This window comes from Nocardia sp. NPDC003183, from assembly GCF_053590715.1.
Genome location: NZ_JBSFTG010000013.1, coordinates 102,391 through 122,013, shown reverse-complemented (window position 1 = coordinate 122,013; position 19,623 = coordinate 102,391). Strand labels below are relative to the sequence as shown.

Here is a 19,623-nt window from a genome sequence, read left to right as displayed (position 1 = left end):
CCCGCGTCGTCGATCTTCAGTCCGCGAATCGCGACCCGGGGTGCGAATATTGACCCCATGATCGGAAATCGACGGGTCCGGTTCCAGCCCGTCACCGAAGAGAACTCGGTGACCCAGCTCGAGCTGTTCTTCGACCTGGTGATCGTCTTCGCGTTCACCATGGTCACCGCACTGGCCGCCGACGACACCACCGCGGCGAACATGCTGCGTGCGACGCTGGTCCTGGCCCTGATGTGGTGGCTGTGGATCGCGTATTCGTGGCTGGGCAATGTGGTGCGCGCCGACGAGGGCATCACGCGGGTCGCGATGTTCGTCGCGATGGGCGGTGCGTTCCTGGCCGCGCTCACCATTCCCGAGGCCTTCAGCGATCTGGCCGGTGGCTGGTTCGGTCCGCTGGTGTTCGCGGTGGCCTATCTGGTCGTGCGACTGGTGCACGTGGTGGTGTTCTGGACGATCAGCGCCGGGGATGCCCAGCTGCGCAGGCAGTTGCTGCGCTGGGCGGTCGGCTCGGTCACCGTCGGAACGACACTGCTGGTCGTCGCCGCGATGACGACCGGTCTCACCCAGATCCTGCTGTGGCTCGCCGCGATCGTCGGGGACATGGTCTGGACCTGGGCGGCGGGCACCGACTGGCGCCTCAACTCGGCCAAGCACTACTCCGAACGCTACGGGCTCATCATCATCGTGGCGCTGGGCGAATCCATCGTCTCGATCGGCATCGGAGTGGCCGGACTGCCCATCTCCTGGCCGATCACGCTCGGTTCGATGCTCGGCTTGGCCATATCCGGCCTGCTGTGGTGGCTGTACTTCGATGTCGCCGCGATCTCGATCGAGCACGCGTTCGCCCATGCCAAGGACGCGCGACAGATCAAGATCGCCCAGAACACCTACATGTACGGGCATTTCCCGATGATCGTCGGCATCATCGGGCTCTCGCTCGGCTTGAAGAAGGTGCTGTACTACGTCGGCGATTCCTCGCACCACACGCTCACCGATCCGCTGTACGGCATCCCGCTCGGTGCGCTCTACGGTGGCCCCGCGCTGTTCCTGCTCGGCATCACGTTCGCGAAATACTATGCGACCAAGTCATTGTCGACCGAACGCCTGGTGGTAGCCGCGTTGCTGTTCGCGCTCATCCCGTTCGCCGCGCACCTGCCCGCGCTCGCCTCGCTCACCCTGCTGTGCGCGCTGCTGTCCGTGCTGGTGATCTTCGAGACCCTGCGCTTCGCCCAGCCGCGCGACCAGATCAGGCACGCTTGACCTGACCGAGGTGGTGGCGCACGCCGTGCTCGGCGGGCGTCGCCCCTCGGTGTGAGGGCGGGACCCGCACCCCGGCACGCACCGCGTCGTTGATCTGGTCGAGGTTCTCCCGCAGCATGTCCGCGACCAGTTCGTCGGTGCGCGGGTCGTCGAGCAGCTGGCGCAGCATCCGGTAGACCGTGTCGGCGACGAGCCGGATGATGTCGTCGTGGAACGGGACGTAGCGCAGTTTGCCGGTCTGCGGATCGTTCTTGATCAGGTCCATGATCAGCTGGTCGACCTCGGCGTGGTTCTCCTCCAGCGCGGCGGCGATGTTCTGGGTGTAGTGGCCCGCGCGCAGGACCTTGGAGACCTCGTCGAGGATCGCGATCGTCATCGGACGCTTGATCACGTCGACGATCGTGCCGACGAACCGGTTGACGATCGTCGCGGTGACCCGCTCCCCCAGCGCCCGGTCGGCTACCCGGCCCAGCCGGATCAAGATCACCACGATGCGCAGCAGCCGGAAACTGCGGAACAGCGGGCTGGTCACCGGGATCATGCCGAGCACTTCGTACCAGTAGATGAACGGGAACGACCACGGCCACCCCGCCCGCCGCCAGCGCCAGATGAACTCGACGAGGAAGATCGCGCAGATCGACGTGTCGACGATGACGATCGCGTGGTACGTCGGGCCGCTGACCTCGAAGAAGGTGATCCACACGACCAGCACCACCGAGATGATCGCGAGGATCAGCATGAGGATGTCGGTACGCAAGGTCGGCGTTTTCGAGCGCACGTCCGGCAGGGCCTCGACCCGTTCGATCCCCGGTGAAGCCACTGTTGCTCCTGAATATCTGGCGGTCGGCGCCGCGTAGGTCGGCCTTGACATCGCTGCCCACGCTAATTGGTCGACCGACGCCGCGAGGGGAGTTGCCGACGCCGGTCGGTGGCGTGTTCAGCCGCGCAGGACGGCCTCGATGTTGCGTTCCGCCAGTGCGGTGATGGTCAGGGACGGGTTGACCGTCGCGGTGCTGCCGGGAATCGCGGCACCGTCCATCACATAGAGGCCGGGGTGTCCGTGGACGCGGCCGAAGGCGTCGGTGGCTTTGCCGAGGACCGCGCCGCCGAGCGGGTGCGCGGTGAACTGGGCGTTGGCGTCGTAGCCCAGCGCGCCGTATTCGGCGACCGCGCCCGCGCGCTCGGCGATCCGGTGGTCGACCACGCGAGCCGCCGCGGCGACCGCGTGCTGCGTGGCCGCCGACCAGTTCAGGCCGACGCCGCCCGACGCCGTGTGATAGCCGAAACGGGCACGGGTCGGGTCGAGGACCATGCCGAGCGAGGCCAGCGCGCCGGTCTCGAACGGGATACCGGGGATGTACCAGTTCTCCAGGGTGAGGGGCACGTTGGATTCGTCGTGGATCCGGCTGGCGCTCGGCACACCTTGGCCCTGGCCCGCGATAGCGCTCGCGCCGCGGGCCAGCACCACGTCACCGTTGGTGCCGAAGCCGTCGCCGATGTGCTCGTTCAGGTTGGGCAGCGTGCCGGTGGCCTGGGCGCGGACCAGCAGCTCCGAAGTACCGATGGAGCCCGCGCCGAGGAACAGCTTGTCGCAGGTCAGGTTGCGGGTGCTCAGCACCTGACCGGTCGGGGCCAGCTTCGATACGGCGACCACGAACCGGCCGCTCGCCTCCTGGGCGATGGCGTCGACGCGGTGGCCGGGGAACACCTGGGACTTGCCGGTCTCGCGGGCGTAGCGCAGGTAGTTCTGGTTGAGGTCGAACTTGGCGCCGTTGGAGTTGCCGAGGTTCGAGCGGGCCGAGGTGGCGGAGGCGCGGGAGGTGCCCGCGAGCTCGCTGCGCAGCACGTCCCAGGTGAAGATCGAGTCGTTGGGCAGCGGCTGGTATCCGGCCGCGCGCACCTGGTCGTCCCAGGCGCGCGAGTGCGCGAACGGCGAGGAGTTGTAGATGTCGGCCGGCATCGTGTCGAGCCGCAGCATCTGGCGCACCCGCGGGTAGTAGACGCTTTCCAGCTCGCCGTAATCGACGACGCCACCGAAGACCTGGTCGAACAGTGTGCGTTGCGGAGCCACCATCGCTCCGCTGAAGATCACCGAACCGCCACCGACTGCGGCGGCGCGCCACACGTCGAGCCCGGAATATTCGGTCACATCCAGCACCCCGCCGAACGCGCTGAAACTCATCGGCACCTTGGTGACGCCGGTGAAGCTGGTGCGATGCCAGAACCCGCGGCCGTCGGGCAGATCGTCGCCGGTGAAGATCTCGCGCCACGGGTCGTTGGGCCAGTGTGAACCGCGCTCGAGCACGGTGTTGGCGATCCCGGCCTCGGCCAGGCGCAGCGCCGTCACGGCGGCGCCGAAGCCGGATCCGATGACGATGGCCTGCGTGTGGGCGGGTGCGTCCGGAATCGGCGCGAAGATCTCCGGCACCCAGGACTGGAACATCGCCTCGCGCGGATCCGCCGAAGCGGGCACGCTCGCCAGCGTCGTTCCCACAGCACCGGCAACAGCCGCCAGTCCCGCCGCCTTGAAAAAGGCACGTCTGTGCACCAGGCCACCTCCCTCATCACGCATGGCCGACGCGAAGAATACCTTGCAAACCGGACAATCGCCCGGTCGTACGGGTATTTGTCACATGTCATGGCGACGCGTGGTGCGGGGTGGGACCTCAGCTGGTGAGCAGGCGGATCACCGCGATCGTGCCGACAACCACGATCACCCCTCTGAGCGCATTCGGCGGTAACTTCCGCCCGACCTTCGCGCCGAGCTGCCCGCCGATGATCGAGCCGACCGCGATCAACGCGACCACCTGCCAATCCACCTCCGCGATCGCGATGAAGATCACCGCCGACACCCCGTTGACGATCAGCGCGAGCACGTTCTTCACGCCGTTGAGCCGCTGGATGTCCTCGTGCACGAACACCCCGAGCAGACCGATCAGCAGCACGCCCTGGGCGGCCCCGAAGTAGCCGCCGTAGATGCCGGTGGCGAAGACCGCGACCAGCAGAATCGGGCCGCCGTGTTCCGGCGCCGCCGACGCACCGTTCGCCCTGCGCTGCTTCACCCACGCGGCCAGTCGCGGCTGCACGACGACCAGGATCAGCGCCACGATGATGAGGACGGGGACGATCGCCTTGAACGCCTCCGCGGGCATCGTCAGCAGCAGGATCGCGCCGGTGATGCCGCCCAGCAGCGACGCGGTGCCCAGCTGCAGCAGTCGGGACCGCTGCCCCTCCAGTTCCCGCCGATAGCCGATCACCCCGCTCACCGAGCCGGGGACTAGACCGATCGTGTTCGACACATTCGCTGTCACCGGCGGCAACCCGAACGCGAGCAGCGTGGGAAAGGTGATCAGCGTGCCCGATCCGACGATCGTATTGATGCCACCCGCCGCGATGCCCGCGGCGAAGATGGCCACCTGTTGTAACCAAGTCATGCGAATTCCTTTGGTACGTCTCGTCGGACGCGAAGGTCCGTACAAGCGTGCGTTATGGGGGAAACCGTACTGGTCAACCGGTGAGCGAAAGCCAGCGGACTCGGTTCACCTAATTGGCCCGGGTCGCTTACGAGCAAGGGTGGGCACGCGGTAAGCTCGGAGGATCATGCTGCAGCGGGCTCTTCTTCTCGGCCGCCGCGACGGGTCCTGATACGGACCGGCTCCCGTCGCGGGGTTCCAACGCGCCGGTCGACCCGCTCCCATTCACGGGAATCCATCACACCCACGGAGAAACTTGCATGTCCTCGGCTGACGCATTCGTATCCGCTTCGCGCACCATTTCGGCCCCCGGCAAACCCGCACCGGCCGACCAGCCCGCCTGGAACACCCAGAAGAACTCCTCGATGCCGTCGTTCCGGTATCGCCCCTTCGCCGAAGAGGTCGAGCCGATCACGGTGCCCGACCGCACCTGGCCGGACAAGATCATCGATCGCGCCCCCGCGTGGTGCGCCGTCGACCTGCGCGACGGCAACCAGGCCCTGATCGACCCGATGAGCCCGGCCCGCAAGCGCCGCATGTTCGACCTGCTGGTGCGGATGGGCTACAAGGAGATCGAGGTCGGTTTCCCGGCCGCGAGCCAGACCGACTTCGATTTCGTCCGCGAGATCATCGAAGACGGCGCGGTCCCCGCCGACGTCACCATCCAGGTCCTCACCCAGTGCCGCCCCGAGCTGATCGAGCGCACCTTCCAGGCCTGCGCGGGCGCACCGAACGTGATCGTGCACTTCTACAACTCCACCTCGATCCTGCAGCGTCGCGTGGTCTTCCGCGCCGAGCGCGACGCGGTGAAGAAGATCGCCACCGACGCGGCGTCGCTGTGCCTGGAGATCGAGAAGCGCTACCCCGACACCGAGTGGCGCTACGAGTACAGCCCGGAGTCCTACACCGGCACCGAGCTCGACTACGCCCGCGAGGTCTGCGACGCGGTCTCCGAGATCATCGCGCCGACCCCGGCCAAGCCGCTGATCATCAACCTGCCCGCGACCGTCGAGATGGCCACGCCGAACGTGTACGCCGACTCGATCGAGTGGATGCACCGCAACCTGGCCCGCCGCGACTCGATCGTGCTGTCGCTGCACCCGCACAACGACCGTGGCACCGCCGTCGCGGCCGCCGAGCTGGGTTACCAGGCCGGCGCCGACCGCATCGAGGGCTGCCTGTTCGGCAACGGTGAGCGCACCGGCAACGTCTGCCTGGTCACCCTGGGCATGAACATGTTCTCGCGCGGCATCGACCCGCAGATCAACTTCTCCGATATCGACGAGGTCCGTCGCACGGTGGAGTACTGCAACCAGCTGGCCGTCGCCGAGCGTCACCCCTACGGCGGCGATCTGGTCTACACCGCCTTCTCCGGCAGCCACCAGGACGCGATCAACAAGGGCCTGGACGCGATGAAGGCCGCCGCCGACGCCCAGGGCGCCGATGTGGCCGACATCGTCTGGGAGGTCCCGTACCTGCCGATCGACCCGAAGGATGTCGGCCGCACCTACGAGGCCGTGATCCGGGTGAACTCGCAGTCGGGCAAGGGCGGCGTGGCCTACATCATGAAGACCGATCACGGTCTGGTGCTGCCGCGTCGCCTGCAGATCGAGTTCTCGCAGGCGATCCAGGCGATCACCGACGGTGAGGGCGGCGAGGTGACGCCCAAGGAGATGTGGGACGTCTTCGCCACCGAGTACCTGAACCCGATCCTGCCGCTCGAGCGGATCAAGCAGAAGGTCACCGCGGCCGAGACCGACGGCGGCGTCGACTCGATCGTGGCCACCGTGAAGGTCGACGGCGTCGAGCAGGAGATCAGCGGTTCCGGCAACGGCCCGCTGGCGGCGTTCGTCGACGCGATCGCGACCGTGGGCTTCGAGGTCCGCGTCCTGGACTACAGCGAGCACGCCATGTCCGCGGGCGACGACGCCCAGGCCGCGGCTTACGTCGAGGTAGCCATCGGCGACAAGGTCGTCTGGGGCGTCGGCATCGCCACCTCGATCACCACCGCCTCGCTGCGAGCCGTCGTCTCGGCCGTGAACCGCGCGGCGCAGTAGCTCGCTCTATGGCGGCCGGGACCTGAGGTCCCGGCCGCTTTTGTGCCTGTGGATAGATTCTCGGGCCTGTGGACAACTTCGGTTCGCCCGGTCGGCCTCGTTCCGGATATACCGGTTGAGCTGGGAGCATTCGAATTCGCTCTGGGGCATGGGAGTTACTGCCCCCGACGCGCGAAAATTGCCTCCGTGTTAGCGTTTTAGGGCATATTCAGCGCCGAGCTTTCCTGCTCGTTCAGCGAGCAAGTGGGGGAACTGTGACCAACAACGACCATAATCCGACCTCGCCGCCGTGGCTGCAGAGTCCGTCGGCTGACGTGTCCGAAGCTGCGTCCGGTCCCTCCGGTGTGCAGACCGCGACCGAGGACGACATCGAGCCCGCCGACACCGCTGCCGAGCCGACCGGTGACGCCGTCGAGCCGTCGACCGGTGACCAGCCCGTCGCCGAGCCCGGCGCGGCCGGCCTCGCCGACCAGACCGTGTACCAGCCCGCCGGTTTCGCGCCGCCGGGCCAGTTCGCGCAGGGCGCGCCGTACTCGGTGCCGGATCCGTACCAGAACAACGGCGGGCAGCCGCCGGTGAACGGCCCCGAGCAGCAGCCGTGGCCGGGTCAGCCGGGCGAGCAGCCGTGGCTTCCTGGTCAGCCGAGCGCCGAACAGCCTTACCCCGGTCCGCACGCGACGGGCGAGCAGCCGCAGCCCGGCGTGCCGCCGCAGTACCCCGGCGCGGAGGGTCAGCCGTACCCCGGTCCCGAACAGCAGCAGCAGTTCCCCGCCCAGGAGCAGGGCCCGCAGTCCGAGCCCATCTACAGCTGGGCGCCTCCGCCGCCGCCGATGTACCAGCAGCCGATGCAGGGTGGGATGCCGCCCGGTCAGCAGCCGGAACAGCCGGGGCAGTTTCCCGGCCAGCATCCCGATCAGGGACAGTTCCCCGGTCAGCACGGGCAGTTCCCCGGCCAGCTCGGCCAGCCTGGTCCCCCGCCGGGTCAGCAGTGGGGCGGCGGCCCGGCTCCCCAGCAGCAGCAGCCGTTCCAGCCGCAGCACATGCAGGCACCGGGCCAGCCCGGCCATTCGGTGAACGACCTGAACCTGCTCAAGCGCGCGCGGAAGTCGCCGCGCAGCGGGTGGCGCAAGGCTGTGCACAAGGTGTCCGGCGGTGTGATCAACCCGGGTGAGTCGGCGGCGGATGTCGTCTACCGCGATCTCGGCGAACGGGTCAACCAGCCCGTGCGCGGCGATTACCGGATCGCGATCCTCTCGCTCAAGGGCGGTGTCGGCAAGACCACCACCACGGTCGGTCTCGGCTCCACCTTCGCATCCCAGCGTGGTGACCGCGTCATCGCCATCGATGCCAACCCCGACCTGGGCACGCTCGCCCACCGGGTACCGCGCCAGACCCGTTCGACGGTGCGCAATCTGCTCGAAGACCAGCAGATCACCCGCTACTCGGATGTCCGCGCACACACCTCGCAGGCCCCGAGCCGACTGGAAGTGCTTGCCTCCGAACAGGATCCGGCCGTGTCGGAGGCCTTCAGCGAGGCCGACTACCGCAAGGCCATCGGCATCCTGCAGTCGTTCTACAACATCATCCTCACCGACTGCGGCACCGGCCTGATGCACTCGGCGATGTCGGGCGTGCTGGACATGGCGAGCTCGCTGGTGCTGGTCACCTCCCCCGCGATCGACGGTGCGCGCAGCGCGTCGGCGACACTGGACTGGCTCGATCACCACGGCTACTCCAAGCTGGTCGAACGCACCGTCGTCGTCGTGAACGCTTCTCGCCGTGGCGCTTCCACGGTCGACCTGGATCAGCTGCGCAAGCTGTTCCTCGACCGCACCCGCGCCGTGCAGATCGTCCCGTTCGACGATCACCTGGCCGAGGGCGCCGAGATCGACCTCGAACTGGTCAGCAAGCCGACCAGGCGGGCCCTGCTCGAACTGGCCGCGATGGTCGCCGACGACTTCAGCTACCACGGTCAGCAGCACCAGCAGCAGCAGCAGCCGTATCAGCCGGGCCAGCCCTACCCGGGTCAGCAGTACCAGCCGGGTCAGTTCTGAGGTAGCACCGTCAGCGCGCGATCACCTCGCGCGCCGCGGCCTCGAACGCGTCGAGCACCGTCGCGATGGCGGGGCTGCGGTGCGCCTGCGGGCGGGTGATGATCTCGTAGACCCTAGCCGCGCGGACTCCGGCCAGCGGTAGCACCGACAAGTCGGGGTGGGCTACGGCGTAGCGCGGCATCAGCGCGACGCCGTAGCCGGAGACCACGAGCGTTTCGATCACCCGGAACTCGTTGAGCCGCTGCGCGATCCGTGGCCGTACCCCGGTGACGGTGGCGATGGACTCGAGTACGTCGTCGACCGGGAACCCGCCGCGCACGCTCACCCAGGTCTCCTCGGCGAGTTCTTCCGGGCGCACCGACGAGCGCCCGGCCAGCGGATGATCCGGTGCGACAACGACATCGATGGGCTCACGCATCAGCACCCGAGCCGACAATCTCGGCCCGGTCAGCGACGGCGCGCGTTCGTCGCGATGGGTGAGCACGATGTCGTAGTCGGCCAGCAGTTTCGACGCCTCACTCGGCGGGAGGTCCTCGTCGCCCGCGACCAGTTCGACCCCGCTGGTGGCCAGCGTGGCGAGCACGAGCGGCAACAGCAGTGCCGCACCGGACGGGAACGACGCCACCCGCACCTGACCCCGCGGTGAGCCCCGGTAGTGGGCCATCTCGGCGGTGGCCCGGTCCATCGCGGCGAGCACGTCGTCGGCCCGGAGCACCAGCGCCTGCCCCGCGTCGGTGAGCCGCACCCGGCGTCCGTCCGGTTCGAGCAGCGCGACCCCGGCCTCTCTGGCCAGCACCTTCAACTGCTGCGAGACCGCCGACGGGGTCATCGACAGCACCTCGGCGACGGCGGCGACTGTGCCGCGGTCGGCCAGCTCGCGCAGAATGCGCAGTCGCTCGATCGAGAACATGAAGTAAAACTACGTTATCCCTCCACATTTATTCGATTGTGCTGATCTTTAGCGGCCCGCACGATAAGGGCGTGACCTCCCGTGATCGCCTGCTCGGACTGACTGTCGTTGTGCTCTGGGGCCTGAACTTCCTGGCCATCCGCATCGGCCTCGACCACTTCCCGCCCTTTTTCTTCGTCGCGCTGCGCTTCGCCGTCATCGCGATCCCCGTGCTGATCTTCATTCCACGTCCGGCCGTGCGCACCCGCTGGCTGCTGCTCTACGGCACCGGCTTCGGCATTCTGCAGTTCGCGTTCCTGTTCACGGCGATGCGCACCGGCATGCCGACCGGCCTCGCCTCACTGGTACTGCAGTCCTCGGCGCCGTTCACGGTGATGCTGGGCGCGGTGCTGTTGCGCGAGCGCTTGCGGCCGGTGCAGGTCGCCGGACTCGCGGTGGCCGTGTTCGGCATGGTCATCATCGGCGCCGACCGCTTGGCCAACGCCACCCTGCTGCCGGTCCTGCTGACGTTGGCGGGCGGCCTGGGCTGGGCGTTCGGCAATATCGGCGCCCGTCAGGCCGGTGCCGACTCCCCCGGCTACAACCCCCTGCACCTGACGCTGTGGATGTCGGTGGTTCCCGTCGTGCCGATGCTGGCGCTGTCGATGGCTGTCGAGGGGCCTGGCACCGGTTTCCGCGCGGTCGGCGCCGCGTTCTCCGCCGACGGCCTGCCCGCACTCGGCGCCGTCGCCTACATCGCCGTCCTCGCGACCGTGTGCGGTTCGGGCCTGTGGACCTATCTGATGAGCCGCTATCCGGCGGGCACCGTGGCGCCGTTGTCGCTGCTCGTGCCGGTCGTCGGCATCGCGGCGGCGTGGGTGGTCCTCGACGAACAGCCGTCGGTGGCCGCGCTGATCGGCGGGGCGATCGTGATCGCGGGCGCCTTCGCGGCAACCACCGGCCTGGGCCTTCCGAAGGCGCCATCGCCCGCCCCCACCCCGGAATTGGCCCGAGCCTGAACCCGAATTCAGCCCACGACCGCTCGAGCTCTGGCTAGCATGTGACCGGTCGCCCGATGTGTTTCCGTGCGACCGGTCGGTTTTGAGCTCGCGAACGACGCACAGGTCGATACAGCCAGGTCTTCGCCGCGCTCTAGAGTGGTAGCAAATCCCAGGCAATACTCGAGCAAGGCAGCTGAACAGCGTATGGCGGAACAGCGGTGGCCCGTTTCGCGAAGGAACCTTCTTCGTGGCACGGTCGCAGCGGGGGTGATAGCGGCGGGGGCCGTGGCGGGAGCGCCGGGATTCGCCGCGCCGCCGGGGCGCCGGGTAGCGGTTCTGGGCGGCGGTGTCGCCGGGCTCACGGCCGCGCACGAACTGGCCGAGCGCGGGTTCGAGGTCACCGTGTACGAGGCACGCGCGCTGGGTGGCAAGGCCCGCAGCGTGGGGGTGCCGGGTACCGGCCGCGACGGCAGACCCGATCTGCCCGGCGAGCACGGGTTCCGTTTCTTCCCCGGCTTCTATCAGAACCTGCCCGACACGATGCGCCGCATTCCGCATCCGGGCAATCCCGACGGCGTGTGGAACAACCTCATCGCCGTGCCGGAGGCCCGGTTCTCCCGCCGTGACAGCGACGACATCACCCTTGCCCTGCCCGACAGCTTCACCGCCGCGCAGGCGACGCCGGACTCGATCCGCGAAACCCTGGCCGGCACCATCGCCACGACCGCCAAGATGTCGGCGGCGGAAGGCCTGTTCTTCGCCAATCGGCTGATGGTGTTCAACACCAGCTGCGATGCCCGCCGTTTCGGCCAGTGGGAGCACACCTCCTGGTACGACTTCGTGCACGGGCACGAACGTTCGCACGAATTCCGCGCGGTCGTGTCCCGGTCGCTGACATCGATCATGGTCGCCGCCAAGGAGAACCTGGCCAGCACCCGCACCATCGGCAGCATGGGCGAACAGTTCCTCGGCAACCCGCTCGGCCTCGGCAACGACGGCGGCCTCGACCGCGTGCTCAACAACACGACCAACGCCGCCTGGATCGATCCGTGGGTGCGGCACCTGCGTGAGCTGGGCGTGCGTTTCGAACTCGGCGCACGGGTCAGCGAACTCGAGGTACGCGACCGGCGGATCCGGGCGGCCCGGATCACCGACGCCACAGGCGCGCGCACCGTCGACGCCGACTATTTCGTGGTGGCGCTGCCGGTGGAACACGCGAGAAAACTGTGGTCGTCGCAGGTACTCGCCGTGGCGCCCGAACTCGCCGCGACGGAGCGGCTCTTCGTCGACTGGATGAACGGAATACAGATCTATTTCCGTGCGCCCCTGCATATTTCGCGCGGACACACGGCCTATGTCGATTCGCCGTGGTCACTCACCTCGATCAGCCAGAATCAGCTGTGGACCGATAAACTGCCGTCCTTCGGCGACGGCACGGTGGCCGATTGCCTTTCGATCGATATCTCCGACTGGAATTCGCCGGGAATGCTGTACGGCAAACCCGCCACCGCGTGCACCCACGAGGAGATCTTCCGCGAAGTCTGGGCACAGTTGAGCAGCCATCTCAACGATCGTGAACAATTGCTCCGGCCCGCCGATGTGCATTCCTGGTTTCTCGATCCGGGAATCACCTGGCAGGGCAGTCACAACGCGAATGCCGACCCGTTGCTCATCAATACCGCCGGCTCGTGGGATGCCCGCCCCGAGGCGCACGGGTCGATCGAGAATCTCTTCCTCGCCGGTGACTACGTGCGCACCGATGTGGACCTGGCGACCATGGAGGGCGCCAACGAGTCGGCCCGTGCGGCGGTGAACGCGCTGCTCGACGTGGCGGGCTCGCCTGCGCCGCGCTGCCGTGGTTTCCGGCTGCGCCGCACCCCCGAACTCGAGCCGTTGCGCGTCATCGACGCCGACCGCTACGCCAAGGGCATGCCCAACCTTTTCGACGAACCGACCTGACCCGGACAAGCTCACACCGCTCCCGCACGCGCGCCCGGACGGCGCGCACATAGACTCGCGGCGTGGCAGACATCTCGGTGCGTGGGCGCTTGGCCTTGCGAGCAGCGGCGGCAGCGTCGTGGGCTTCGCAGAAGGCGGGTCGCGGCAAGGGTTCGATGATCGGCGGCCTGATCGCGTTGAAGATCGATCCGTCGATCATGACGCAGCTCGGGCGCGGTCGGCGAACGGTGCTGATCACCGGCACGAACGGTAAGTCGACCACCACCCGGATGACGACCGCCGCGCTCGGCACGCTCGGCGACGTCGCCACCCAGGCCGACGGCGCCAATATGGACGCGGGCATCGTGGCCGCGCTCAGCCTGCACCCGGGTGTGGCGCTGGCCGCGATCGAGGTCGACGAGCTGCACCTGCCGCACGTGAGCGACGCGCTGGATCCGGCCGCCGTGGTACTGCTCAACCTCAGCCGCGACCAGCTCGACCGGGTCGGCGAGATCAACATGATCGAACGCAAGCTGCGTGCCGGGCTCCTGCGTCATCCCGACACGGTCGTCATCGCCAACTGTGACGACGTGCTGGTGGCCTCCATCGCCTACGACCACCCGAATGTGGTGTGGGTGTCGGCGGGCAGCGGCTGGGCCGTCGACGCGACGAGTTGTCCGCGCAGCGGCGAGCCGATCGTCTGGGAGGGCGAGAACTGGCGCTCGACCGGTGCCGATTTCCATCGCCCGCAGCCGGTGTGGTGGCTCGAGGGCGAAGACCTGTGCGGCCCTGACGGTTTCCGCGCTCCGCTGCATCTGGCGCTGCCGGGTCGCGCGAATCGCGGCAATGCCGCGCAGGCGGTGGCCGCGGCGGTCGCGATGGGCGCCGAGCCCGCGAAGGCGACCGATGCCACCGGCACTGTGCGCGAGATCGCGGGCCGCTACCGCACCGTCACCGTCGGCGACCACGACGCGCGGTTGCTGCTGGCCAAGAACCCCGCGGGCTGGCAGGAAGCGCTGTCGATGATCGACCCGGCCTCGGCCGGTCTGGTGATCGCGGTGAACGGTCAGGTGCCCGACGGCGAGGACCTGTCGTGGCTGTGGGACGTGCGGTTCGAGCACTTCGAGGGCGTGCAGGTGGTCGCCTCGGGCGAGCGCGCCACCGATCTCGCCGTGCGCCTCACCTACGCGGGTGTCGAGCACACGCTCGTCCCGGATCCCGTGCGCGCCATCGCCTCCTGTCCCCCCGGACATGTCGAGGTGCTGGCCAACTACACCGCGTTCCGCGATCTCAACCGTGACCTGGAGGCCCGCAAGTGAGCGAGTCAACCCTTCGTATCGGCCTCGTGCTGCCCGACGTGATGGGCACCTACGGCGACGGCGGCAATGCCCTGGTCCTGCGCCAGCGCCTGCGGATGCGGGGCTACGACGCCGAGATCATCGACATCACCCTCGCCGATCCCGTCCCGGATTCCTTCGACATCTACACCCTCGGCGGCGCCGAGGACTCCGCGCAGCGCCTGGCCACCCGCCACCTGCAGAAGTACCCCGGCCTCCAGCAGGCCGCCGCCAAGGGCGCACCGGTGCTCGCGATCTGCGCCGCCATCCAGGTGCTCGGCAACTGGTACGAGACCTCGGCGGGCGAAAAGGTCGACGGCGTCAGCCTTTTCGACGTCACCACCTCGCCGCAGAAGGTGCGCGCCATCGGTGAGGTCACCACCACGCCGCTGGTTCCCGGCCTGAAAGCGCCCCTCACCGGCTTCGAGAACCACCGGGGCGGCACGACTCTCGGCTCCGATGCCACCCCGCTGGCCCGCGTGACCCGAGGTGTCGGCAACGGCGTGGGCGACGGCACCGAGGGCGTGGTCCAGGGCTCGGTCTTCGGCACCTATCTGCACGGTCCCGCGCTCGCCCGCAACCCCGAGCTGGCCGACCTCCTCATCGCCAAGGCCCTCGGTATCCCCGGCACCGACCTGGCTCCCCTCGACCTTCCCGAGGTCGATCGCCTCCGCAAGGAACGCCTGCGCGCCTGACCCGACAGCGGATCGACGCCGCCGCGCGGACTTCCGCTCATCGCGACTTTTAACCTCCCGTAACCGCTACCTGCGCCGATAGCGTCTCCCTTCGCAGTGCTGGACGAATCCGCCCGGCACCGGAGGTGAGGAGTGCCGAGGTGACCGCAGTGGTGTCGACCGTGGACGCCGACGAAGCGGCCGGTGCGAAACCGAGCACTGCGAAGGCACCTCGGCGGGGTGGTTCGGTGCTGGCCGCGGTGGTGGCGCTCGGCGTCGTGCTGGCCGGCTGGACGGTGGTGACGGCCGCCGGATTGGTCGACCCGCTGTATCTGCCGTCGCCGAAGGCGGTGTGGGATGCCTTCGTGCGCGCCAATTCCACGCATCGGATCGCCGACGGCGTGGATCGGTTCGTGGTCGGCGAGCAGAACTACTACCTGTGGGAACACCTGCTGGCCAGCCTCCAGCGGATCGCGATCGGGGTGGGTGCGGCGATCGTGGTCGGGCCGCTGGTCGGGTTCGTGATGGGGATGGTCGCGCCGGTGCGGTGGGTCACCGAGCCGATCCTGAACTTTCTGCGCGCCCTGCCGCCGCTGGGTTACATCGGTCTGCTCATCGTGTGGTTCGGCATCGGCGACACCGCCAAGATCTGGCTGCTGTTCCTCGCCGCGTTCCCGCCGATCGTCATCGCGACGCTCGATGGCGTACTGGGCGTGAAACAGGACTACCTCAACGCGGCGCGCTCACTGGGTGCCGGTCGCGCACAGGTCATTTCCCTCGTCGTACTCCCCGCGACCCTGCCCAACGTGATCAGCGGTATCCGCATCGCGACGGCTTTCGCCTGGACCACGGTCGTGGCCGCCGAACTCAACAACGGCATCCCCGGCATCGGCGGACTCGCGTATATCGCGGGCACGCAACTGAATACGCCGCTCACCATCGCCTGCATCATCGTGATCGGCGTGGCGGCGATGCTGCTGGACGCGGTGATCGTGTTCATCGGCGCCCGAGCTGTTCCCTGGAAAGGCAAAGTATGAAAACCGCACTGCGCAGGGTCGTCGCGACCTCGGCCGCATTCTCCGCCGTTGTCGCTGTCACCGCGGGCTGCGTGGAATCGGGGCGCGAGGACACCGGCGCGGCCGCGAGCTGCCCGTTCGCCGCCGATCCGAGCGTTACCAGCACCGTTCGCCTCGGCTTCCAAGCCATCCCCAACGGCGATCTGGTGGTGAAGGACCGCAACCTGCTGCAGGCGTGCCTGCCGAACGCGAAGATCACCTGGAGCCAGTTCTCCTCCGGCGCCGATGTGGTGCAGGCCTTCGGCGCGGGCGGACTCGATATCGGCACGCTCGGTTCGAGCCCGGCGACCAAGGCGCTGTCCGCACCGCTGAACCTGCCCGTGCAGGTGGTGTGGATCCACGATGTGATCGGCACCTCGGAATCGCTTGTCGTGCGGGACAAGTCGATCACCAGCTTGGCCGGGTTGGCGGGCAGGAAGGTCGCCACGCCCTTCGGCTCCACCTCCCACTACAGCTTGCTCGCCGCGCTGGACAAGGCCGGTCTCACCGGCAAGGTGGAGCTGATCAACCTCGCTCCCGATGCGATTCCCGGTGCGTGGCAAGGCAATCAGATCGATGCCGCCTGGGTCTGGGACCCGACGCTGTCCAAGCTCACCGCGGCGGGCGGCACGGTGCTGACCAGTAGTGCCGAGACCGCGGCGGGCGGTGCGCCGACCTTCGACGTCGCGATCGCCGACAAGAAATTCCTCGCCGACAACGCCGCGTTCGCGAAGACCTGGGCCAAGGTGCAGGACTACGCCGTCGGTCAGCTGAAGAACCAGCAGGCCGAGGCCGCGGTGTCGATCGGCGCGCAGCTCGGTATCGCCCCCGACAAGGTCGTTCCGCAGCTGGCGGGCTACCAGTACCTGCCCGCCGCCGAGCAGGCAGGCGCGAAGTACCTGGGTGGCGGCTTCGGCGCGGACCTCGCCGGTACCGCGCGATTCCTGTTGAGCCAGGGCGGCATCGCCGCGGTCGGCACCGATCAGCAGTACCGCGACGGCATCTCCGCCACTGCCGCGGCGGGCGCGGGCTCGTGACCGCGGGGCCGGTGGCCGCCGATGCCGAGCGGGTGACGTTGACCGGGGTGAGCAAGAGCTACCCCGGTCCCGACGGCGACGTCGTGGCGCTCGCGCCGACCGACCTCACCATCGAACCCGGCGAATTCGTCTGCGTCATCGGCCCTTCCGGCTGCGGCAAGTCCACCCTGCTCAACATCCTCGCCGGATTCCTCCCACCGACCTCGGGTGCGGTGCGGGTCGGCGATCGGGTGGTCGACGGACCCGATCCCGACCGCGGCGTGGTCTTCCAGCAGGCCAACCTCTACCCCTGGCTCTCGGTCCGCGGCAATGTCGAGTTCGGCCCGAAAGTCCGTGGGGTGTCGAAGCAGACGCGGCGGGCCGACGCGCAGCGGCTGCTGGAGCTGGTCGGACTCGACCAGCTCGGCGACCGCAAGCCCTACGAGCTCTCCGGCGGCCAGCAGCAGCGCGCGCAGATCGCCCGCGTGCTGATCAACGATCCCGGCATCGTGCTCATGGACGAGCCATTCGGCGCCCTCGACGCGTTGACCAGGGAACGACTCCAGCGCGAACTGCTCACCCTGTGGCGCGATCGCCGCAAGACGGTGCTGTTCGTCACCCACGGCATCGAGGAAGCCATCCTCCTCGGCACCCGAATCCTGGTGATGGGCACCGAGCCCGGCCGGATCGTGCACGATGTCACGCCCACCTTCGAGGCGGGCGCCGACTTCGCCACGATCCGTGCCGACCCCGAGTTCAGCGCCCTCCGAGACGAATTGGCTCGCCACATCTACGCGGCGCACGCCTGATCTAGACGGCGACGCTCACCTGCCGGCGGGTGATGAGCCAGCCGACGAGCGCGGCGAGCGGGAACATCAGCACGCCGTAGACCGCTGCGGGAACGGCCAGCTCGGTGCTGTCGAGCACGCTGATCGCGATGGTGATGGCGATGGTGCTGTTGTGGATACCGACCTCGAACGAGCAGGCGATGGCCTGGCGGTCGGCGACGCCGAGCAGGCGCGGCAGGTAGTAGCCGACCGACAGGCTGATCAGGCAGAACACGACGGTGATGGCGCCGACGTCGGCGAGCGAGTCGGTCAGGGTCTCCCGCTCGCTGACGATGGTGCCGACGATCACCAGCAGCAAGGTGATCGCCGACCCGATGCGGACCGGCTTGTCCATCCGGTCCGCGAACTCCGCCGACCAACGGCGCACCAGCATGCCGAGGCCGACCGGAACCAGCACGATGGCGAACACCTGGATCACCTTGCTCAGCTGCAAACCGACGGAACCGTCCTCGCCGCTCGGCTCGAAGTAGCCGATGGCGAAGTTGGTCACCAGCGGCACGGTGACGACCGCGATGATCGAATTGACCGCGGTCAGCGACACATTCAGCGCCACGTCACCACGGAAGAGATGGCTGAACAGGTTCGCTGTCGTCCCGCCGGGCGAGGCGGCGAGCAGCATCATGCCGACCGCCAGAATCGGCGTCAGGTCGAACAGCAGCACCAGGCCGAACGCGACCACCGGTAGCACCAGCAATTGGCAGACCAGCGCGATGGCGACGATGCGCGGCGTCTTCGCGATGCGGGCGAAGTCGGCGCCGGTGAGCGAGAGCCCGAGGCCGAACATGATCACCGCCAGCGCCAACGGCAGACCGACTGATACCAGTGGAGAGTTCATAGCCACACACTTCTCGTCGAGCAGTCCGGGTCGAGGTACCGACCGGATTGAGACGCTCCGGTCTCAATCTCGCAGCGTAGCCAGCTGTGACGTTCGTCGCAGCGAAATCGACAAGGTATTACCCCGTCGAGACGACAGCCTCCGGAGCGGCGGCATGACTGCCGGTGCACAGATCGTGGACGAAGCGCATCTTCTCCAGCACCCGCTCCGGCAACACGAAGGGGTACAGGTCGTCGCGGCCCATCGAGCGGTTGACCATGTTCAGCGACCAGGTCAGCGGCAGCCAGAGCTCGATGATCTTGTCGAACCCGGCGCGGCCGATCTGTGGGCGGTCCAGCGTCGCGCCCGCCGGGGCGAGTCCGAAGGCGGCCGCCGTGTCGAGGGTGTCGCGGATGTGCAGGTAGTGGGCGAAGGTCTCGGCCCAGTCCTCGGCGGCGTGCATCGTGGCGTAGGAGGAGACGTGGTCGCGTTTCCAGCCGCTGGGCGCACCCTGGGAATAGTGGCGGTCCAGTGCCGCCTGGTAGTCGGCGAAGGGATCGCCGAACAGGTCGCGAAAGCGTTGCAGGGCAGCGTCGTCGGCGACGAGCACGGAGAAGTAGTAGTGCCCGGTCTCGTGCCGGAAGTGGCCGAGCAACGTGCGGTACGGCTCGGCCATCTCGATGCGCAACTGCTCGCGGTGCGGGTCGTCGGCCTCGGCCAGGTCGAGGGTGACCACGCCGTCCATATGGCCGGTGAGCACGCCGTCGGTCCGGCTGGACAGCAGATCGAAGGCCAGCCCGTGTTCGGGATCCTCGTCGCGGCCGACGATCGGCAGCCCGAGCTCGACCAACTCGAAGATCAGTCGCCGTTTGGCCGTCTCGGCCTCGGCGAACGCGGCGAGGCCGTCGGTGTCGGTGTCGTTGGGCCTGGTCCTGGTGAGCTTGCACGACACGCACAGGCCAGGACCGGACGCGTCACCGTCGACCAGCCAATTGCACTGCGCCACATGCAGGTTGTCGCACAGGCGGAAGCGATCGCTGTCGACGACGCCGGCCACGTGGTCGATCGCCTCGTCGCTCGGCGGGTCACCGATCACCACCAGCGCCCGTTCCCCCAGGCTGAAACCCAGTGCGCTGCGGCACGACAGGCAGACAGAGTTCTCGAAAGCCAGCTGCTGGCCACAGTTCGGACAGACGAAATCACGCAC

General features: G+C 68.2%; 16 protein-coding genes. 10 read left to right on the top strand and 6 right to left on the bottom strand.

Features of this window, described 5'->3' with window-relative positions; translation table 11 throughout:
* Nucleotides 1-57 precede the first annotated feature (57 nt).
* On the top strand, nucleotides 58-1,260 hold the full coding sequence (locus ACWDXS_RS28075; protein WP_449970134.1) for a low temperature requirement protein A: 1,203 nt from the start codon (nucleotides 58-60) through the stop codon (nucleotides 1,258-1,260).
* Here the strand turns inward: ACWDXS_RS28075 and ACWDXS_RS28070 are convergent.
* The 3 genes from ACWDXS_RS28070 to ACWDXS_RS28060 form a co-directional block, all read right to left on the bottom strand.
* A complete protein-coding gene (locus tag ACWDXS_RS28070; RefSeq protein WP_378994358.1) occupies nucleotides 1,247-2,080 on the bottom strand; it encodes an ion transporter in 834 nt (277 codons plus the stop codon). The genes ACWDXS_RS28075 and ACWDXS_RS28070 overlap by 14 nt on opposite strands.
* A 117-nt stretch (nucleotides 2,081-2,197) precedes the next feature.
* Entirely contained in the window at nucleotides 2,198-3,808 is a 1,611-nt protein-coding gene (locus ACWDXS_RS28065) for a GMC oxidoreductase (RefSeq protein ID WP_449970130.1), read from the bottom strand.
* A gap of 118 nt (nucleotides 3,809-3,926) precedes the next feature.
* Entirely contained in the window at nucleotides 3,927-4,694 is a 768-nt protein-coding gene (locus ACWDXS_RS28060) for a sulfite exporter TauE/SafE family protein (protein WP_378994362.1), read from the bottom strand.
* A gap of 299 nt (nucleotides 4,695-4,993) precedes the next feature.
* Here ACWDXS_RS28060 and leuA point away from each other — a divergent pair, with 299 nt between their 5' ends.
* Together leuA and ACWDXS_RS28050 are read left to right on the top strand one after the other, a co-directional pair.
* Nucleotides 4,994-6,790 (top strand): 2-isopropylmalate synthase, encoded by a 1,797-nt coding sequence (gene leuA / locus ACWDXS_RS28055; RefSeq protein ID WP_387445928.1) that lies wholly within the window; start codon nucleotides 4,994-4,996, stop codon nucleotides 6,788-6,790.
* A 314-nt stretch (nucleotides 6,791-7,104) separates the two neighbouring features.
* Nucleotides 7,105-8,844 (top strand): nucleotide-binding protein, encoded by a 1,740-nt coding sequence (locus ACWDXS_RS28050; RefSeq protein ID WP_449970125.1) that lies wholly within the window; start codon nucleotides 7,105-7,107, stop codon nucleotides 8,842-8,844.
* A gap of 10 nt (nucleotides 8,845-8,854) precedes the next feature.
* Here ACWDXS_RS28050 and ACWDXS_RS28045 read toward each other — a convergent pair whose 3' ends face one another.
* The gene (locus ACWDXS_RS28045; protein WP_449970122.1) at nucleotides 8,855-9,754 is read right to left on the bottom strand and encodes a LysR family transcriptional regulator; all 900 of its coding nucleotides are present in this window, start codon (nucleotides 9,752-9,754) and stop codon (nucleotides 8,855-8,857) included.
* Nucleotides 9,755-9,825: 71 nt separating this feature from the next.
* On the opposite strand from ACWDXS_RS28045, the gene ACWDXS_RS28040 reads away from it, so the two are divergent.
* The 7 genes from ACWDXS_RS28040 (at nucleotide 9,826) to ACWDXS_RS28010 (ending at nucleotide 17,563) form a co-directional block, all read left to right on the top strand.
* Nucleotides 9,826-10,752 carry an EamA family transporter gene (locus ACWDXS_RS28040; protein ID WP_378994370.1) on the top strand — a complete coding sequence of 309 codons (927 nt, stop codon included), beginning with the start codon at nucleotides 9,826-9,828 and terminating at the stop codon, nucleotides 10,750-10,752.
* A 186-nt stretch (nucleotides 10,753-10,938) separates the two neighbouring features.
* Nucleotides 10,939-12,693, top strand: a complete 1,755-nt coding sequence (locus ACWDXS_RS28035) for a hydroxysqualene dehydroxylase (RefSeq protein ID WP_449970246.1) — start codon at nucleotides 10,939-10,941, stop codon at nucleotides 12,691-12,693.
* Nucleotides 12,694-12,755: 62 nt separating this feature from the next.
* Nucleotides 12,756-13,991 carry a MurT ligase domain-containing protein gene (locus ACWDXS_RS28030; protein ID WP_387445931.1) on the top strand — a complete coding sequence of 412 codons (1,236 nt, stop codon included), beginning with the start codon at nucleotides 12,756-12,758 and terminating at the stop codon, nucleotides 13,989-13,991.
* Entirely contained in the window at nucleotides 13,988-14,704 is a 717-nt protein-coding gene (locus tag ACWDXS_RS28025; RefSeq protein WP_449970118.1) for a type 1 glutamine amidotransferase, read from the top strand. Before ACWDXS_RS28030 ends, ACWDXS_RS28025 begins: the two co-directional genes overlap by 4 nt.
* A 149-nt stretch (nucleotides 14,705-14,853) precedes the next feature.
* Complete coding sequence (locus ACWDXS_RS28020) at nucleotides 14,854-15,720, top strand: ABC transporter permease (RefSeq protein WP_387446168.1); 867 nt, start codon at nucleotides 14,854-14,856, stop codon at nucleotides 15,718-15,720.
* Nucleotides 15,717-16,775 carry a taurine ABC transporter substrate-binding protein gene (locus ACWDXS_RS28015; protein WP_378994378.1) on the top strand — a complete coding sequence of 353 codons (1,059 nt, stop codon included), beginning with the start codon at nucleotides 15,717-15,719 and terminating at the stop codon, nucleotides 16,773-16,775. Before ACWDXS_RS28020 ends, ACWDXS_RS28015 begins: the two co-directional genes overlap by 4 nt.
* Nucleotides 16,772-17,563, top strand: coding sequence for an ABC transporter ATP-binding protein (locus tag ACWDXS_RS28010; RefSeq protein ID WP_449970115.1), 792 nt, complete (start codon nucleotides 16,772-16,774; stop codon nucleotides 17,561-17,563). Before ACWDXS_RS28015 ends, ACWDXS_RS28010 begins: the two co-directional genes overlap by 4 nt.
* A gap of 1 nt (nucleotide 17,564) precedes the next feature.
* Here the strand turns inward: ACWDXS_RS28010 and ACWDXS_RS28005 are convergent, their stop codons facing one another.
* Complete coding sequence (locus ACWDXS_RS28005; protein ID WP_378994381.1) at nucleotides 17,565-18,437, bottom strand: bile acid:sodium symporter family protein; 873 nt, start codon at nucleotides 18,435-18,437, stop codon at nucleotides 17,565-17,567.
* Between the two features lie 118 nt (nucleotides 18,438-18,555).
* A complete protein-coding gene (locus tag ACWDXS_RS28000) occupies nucleotides 18,556-19,623 on the bottom strand; it encodes a zinc-binding metallopeptidase family protein (protein ID WP_378994383.1) in 1,068 nt (355 codons plus the stop codon).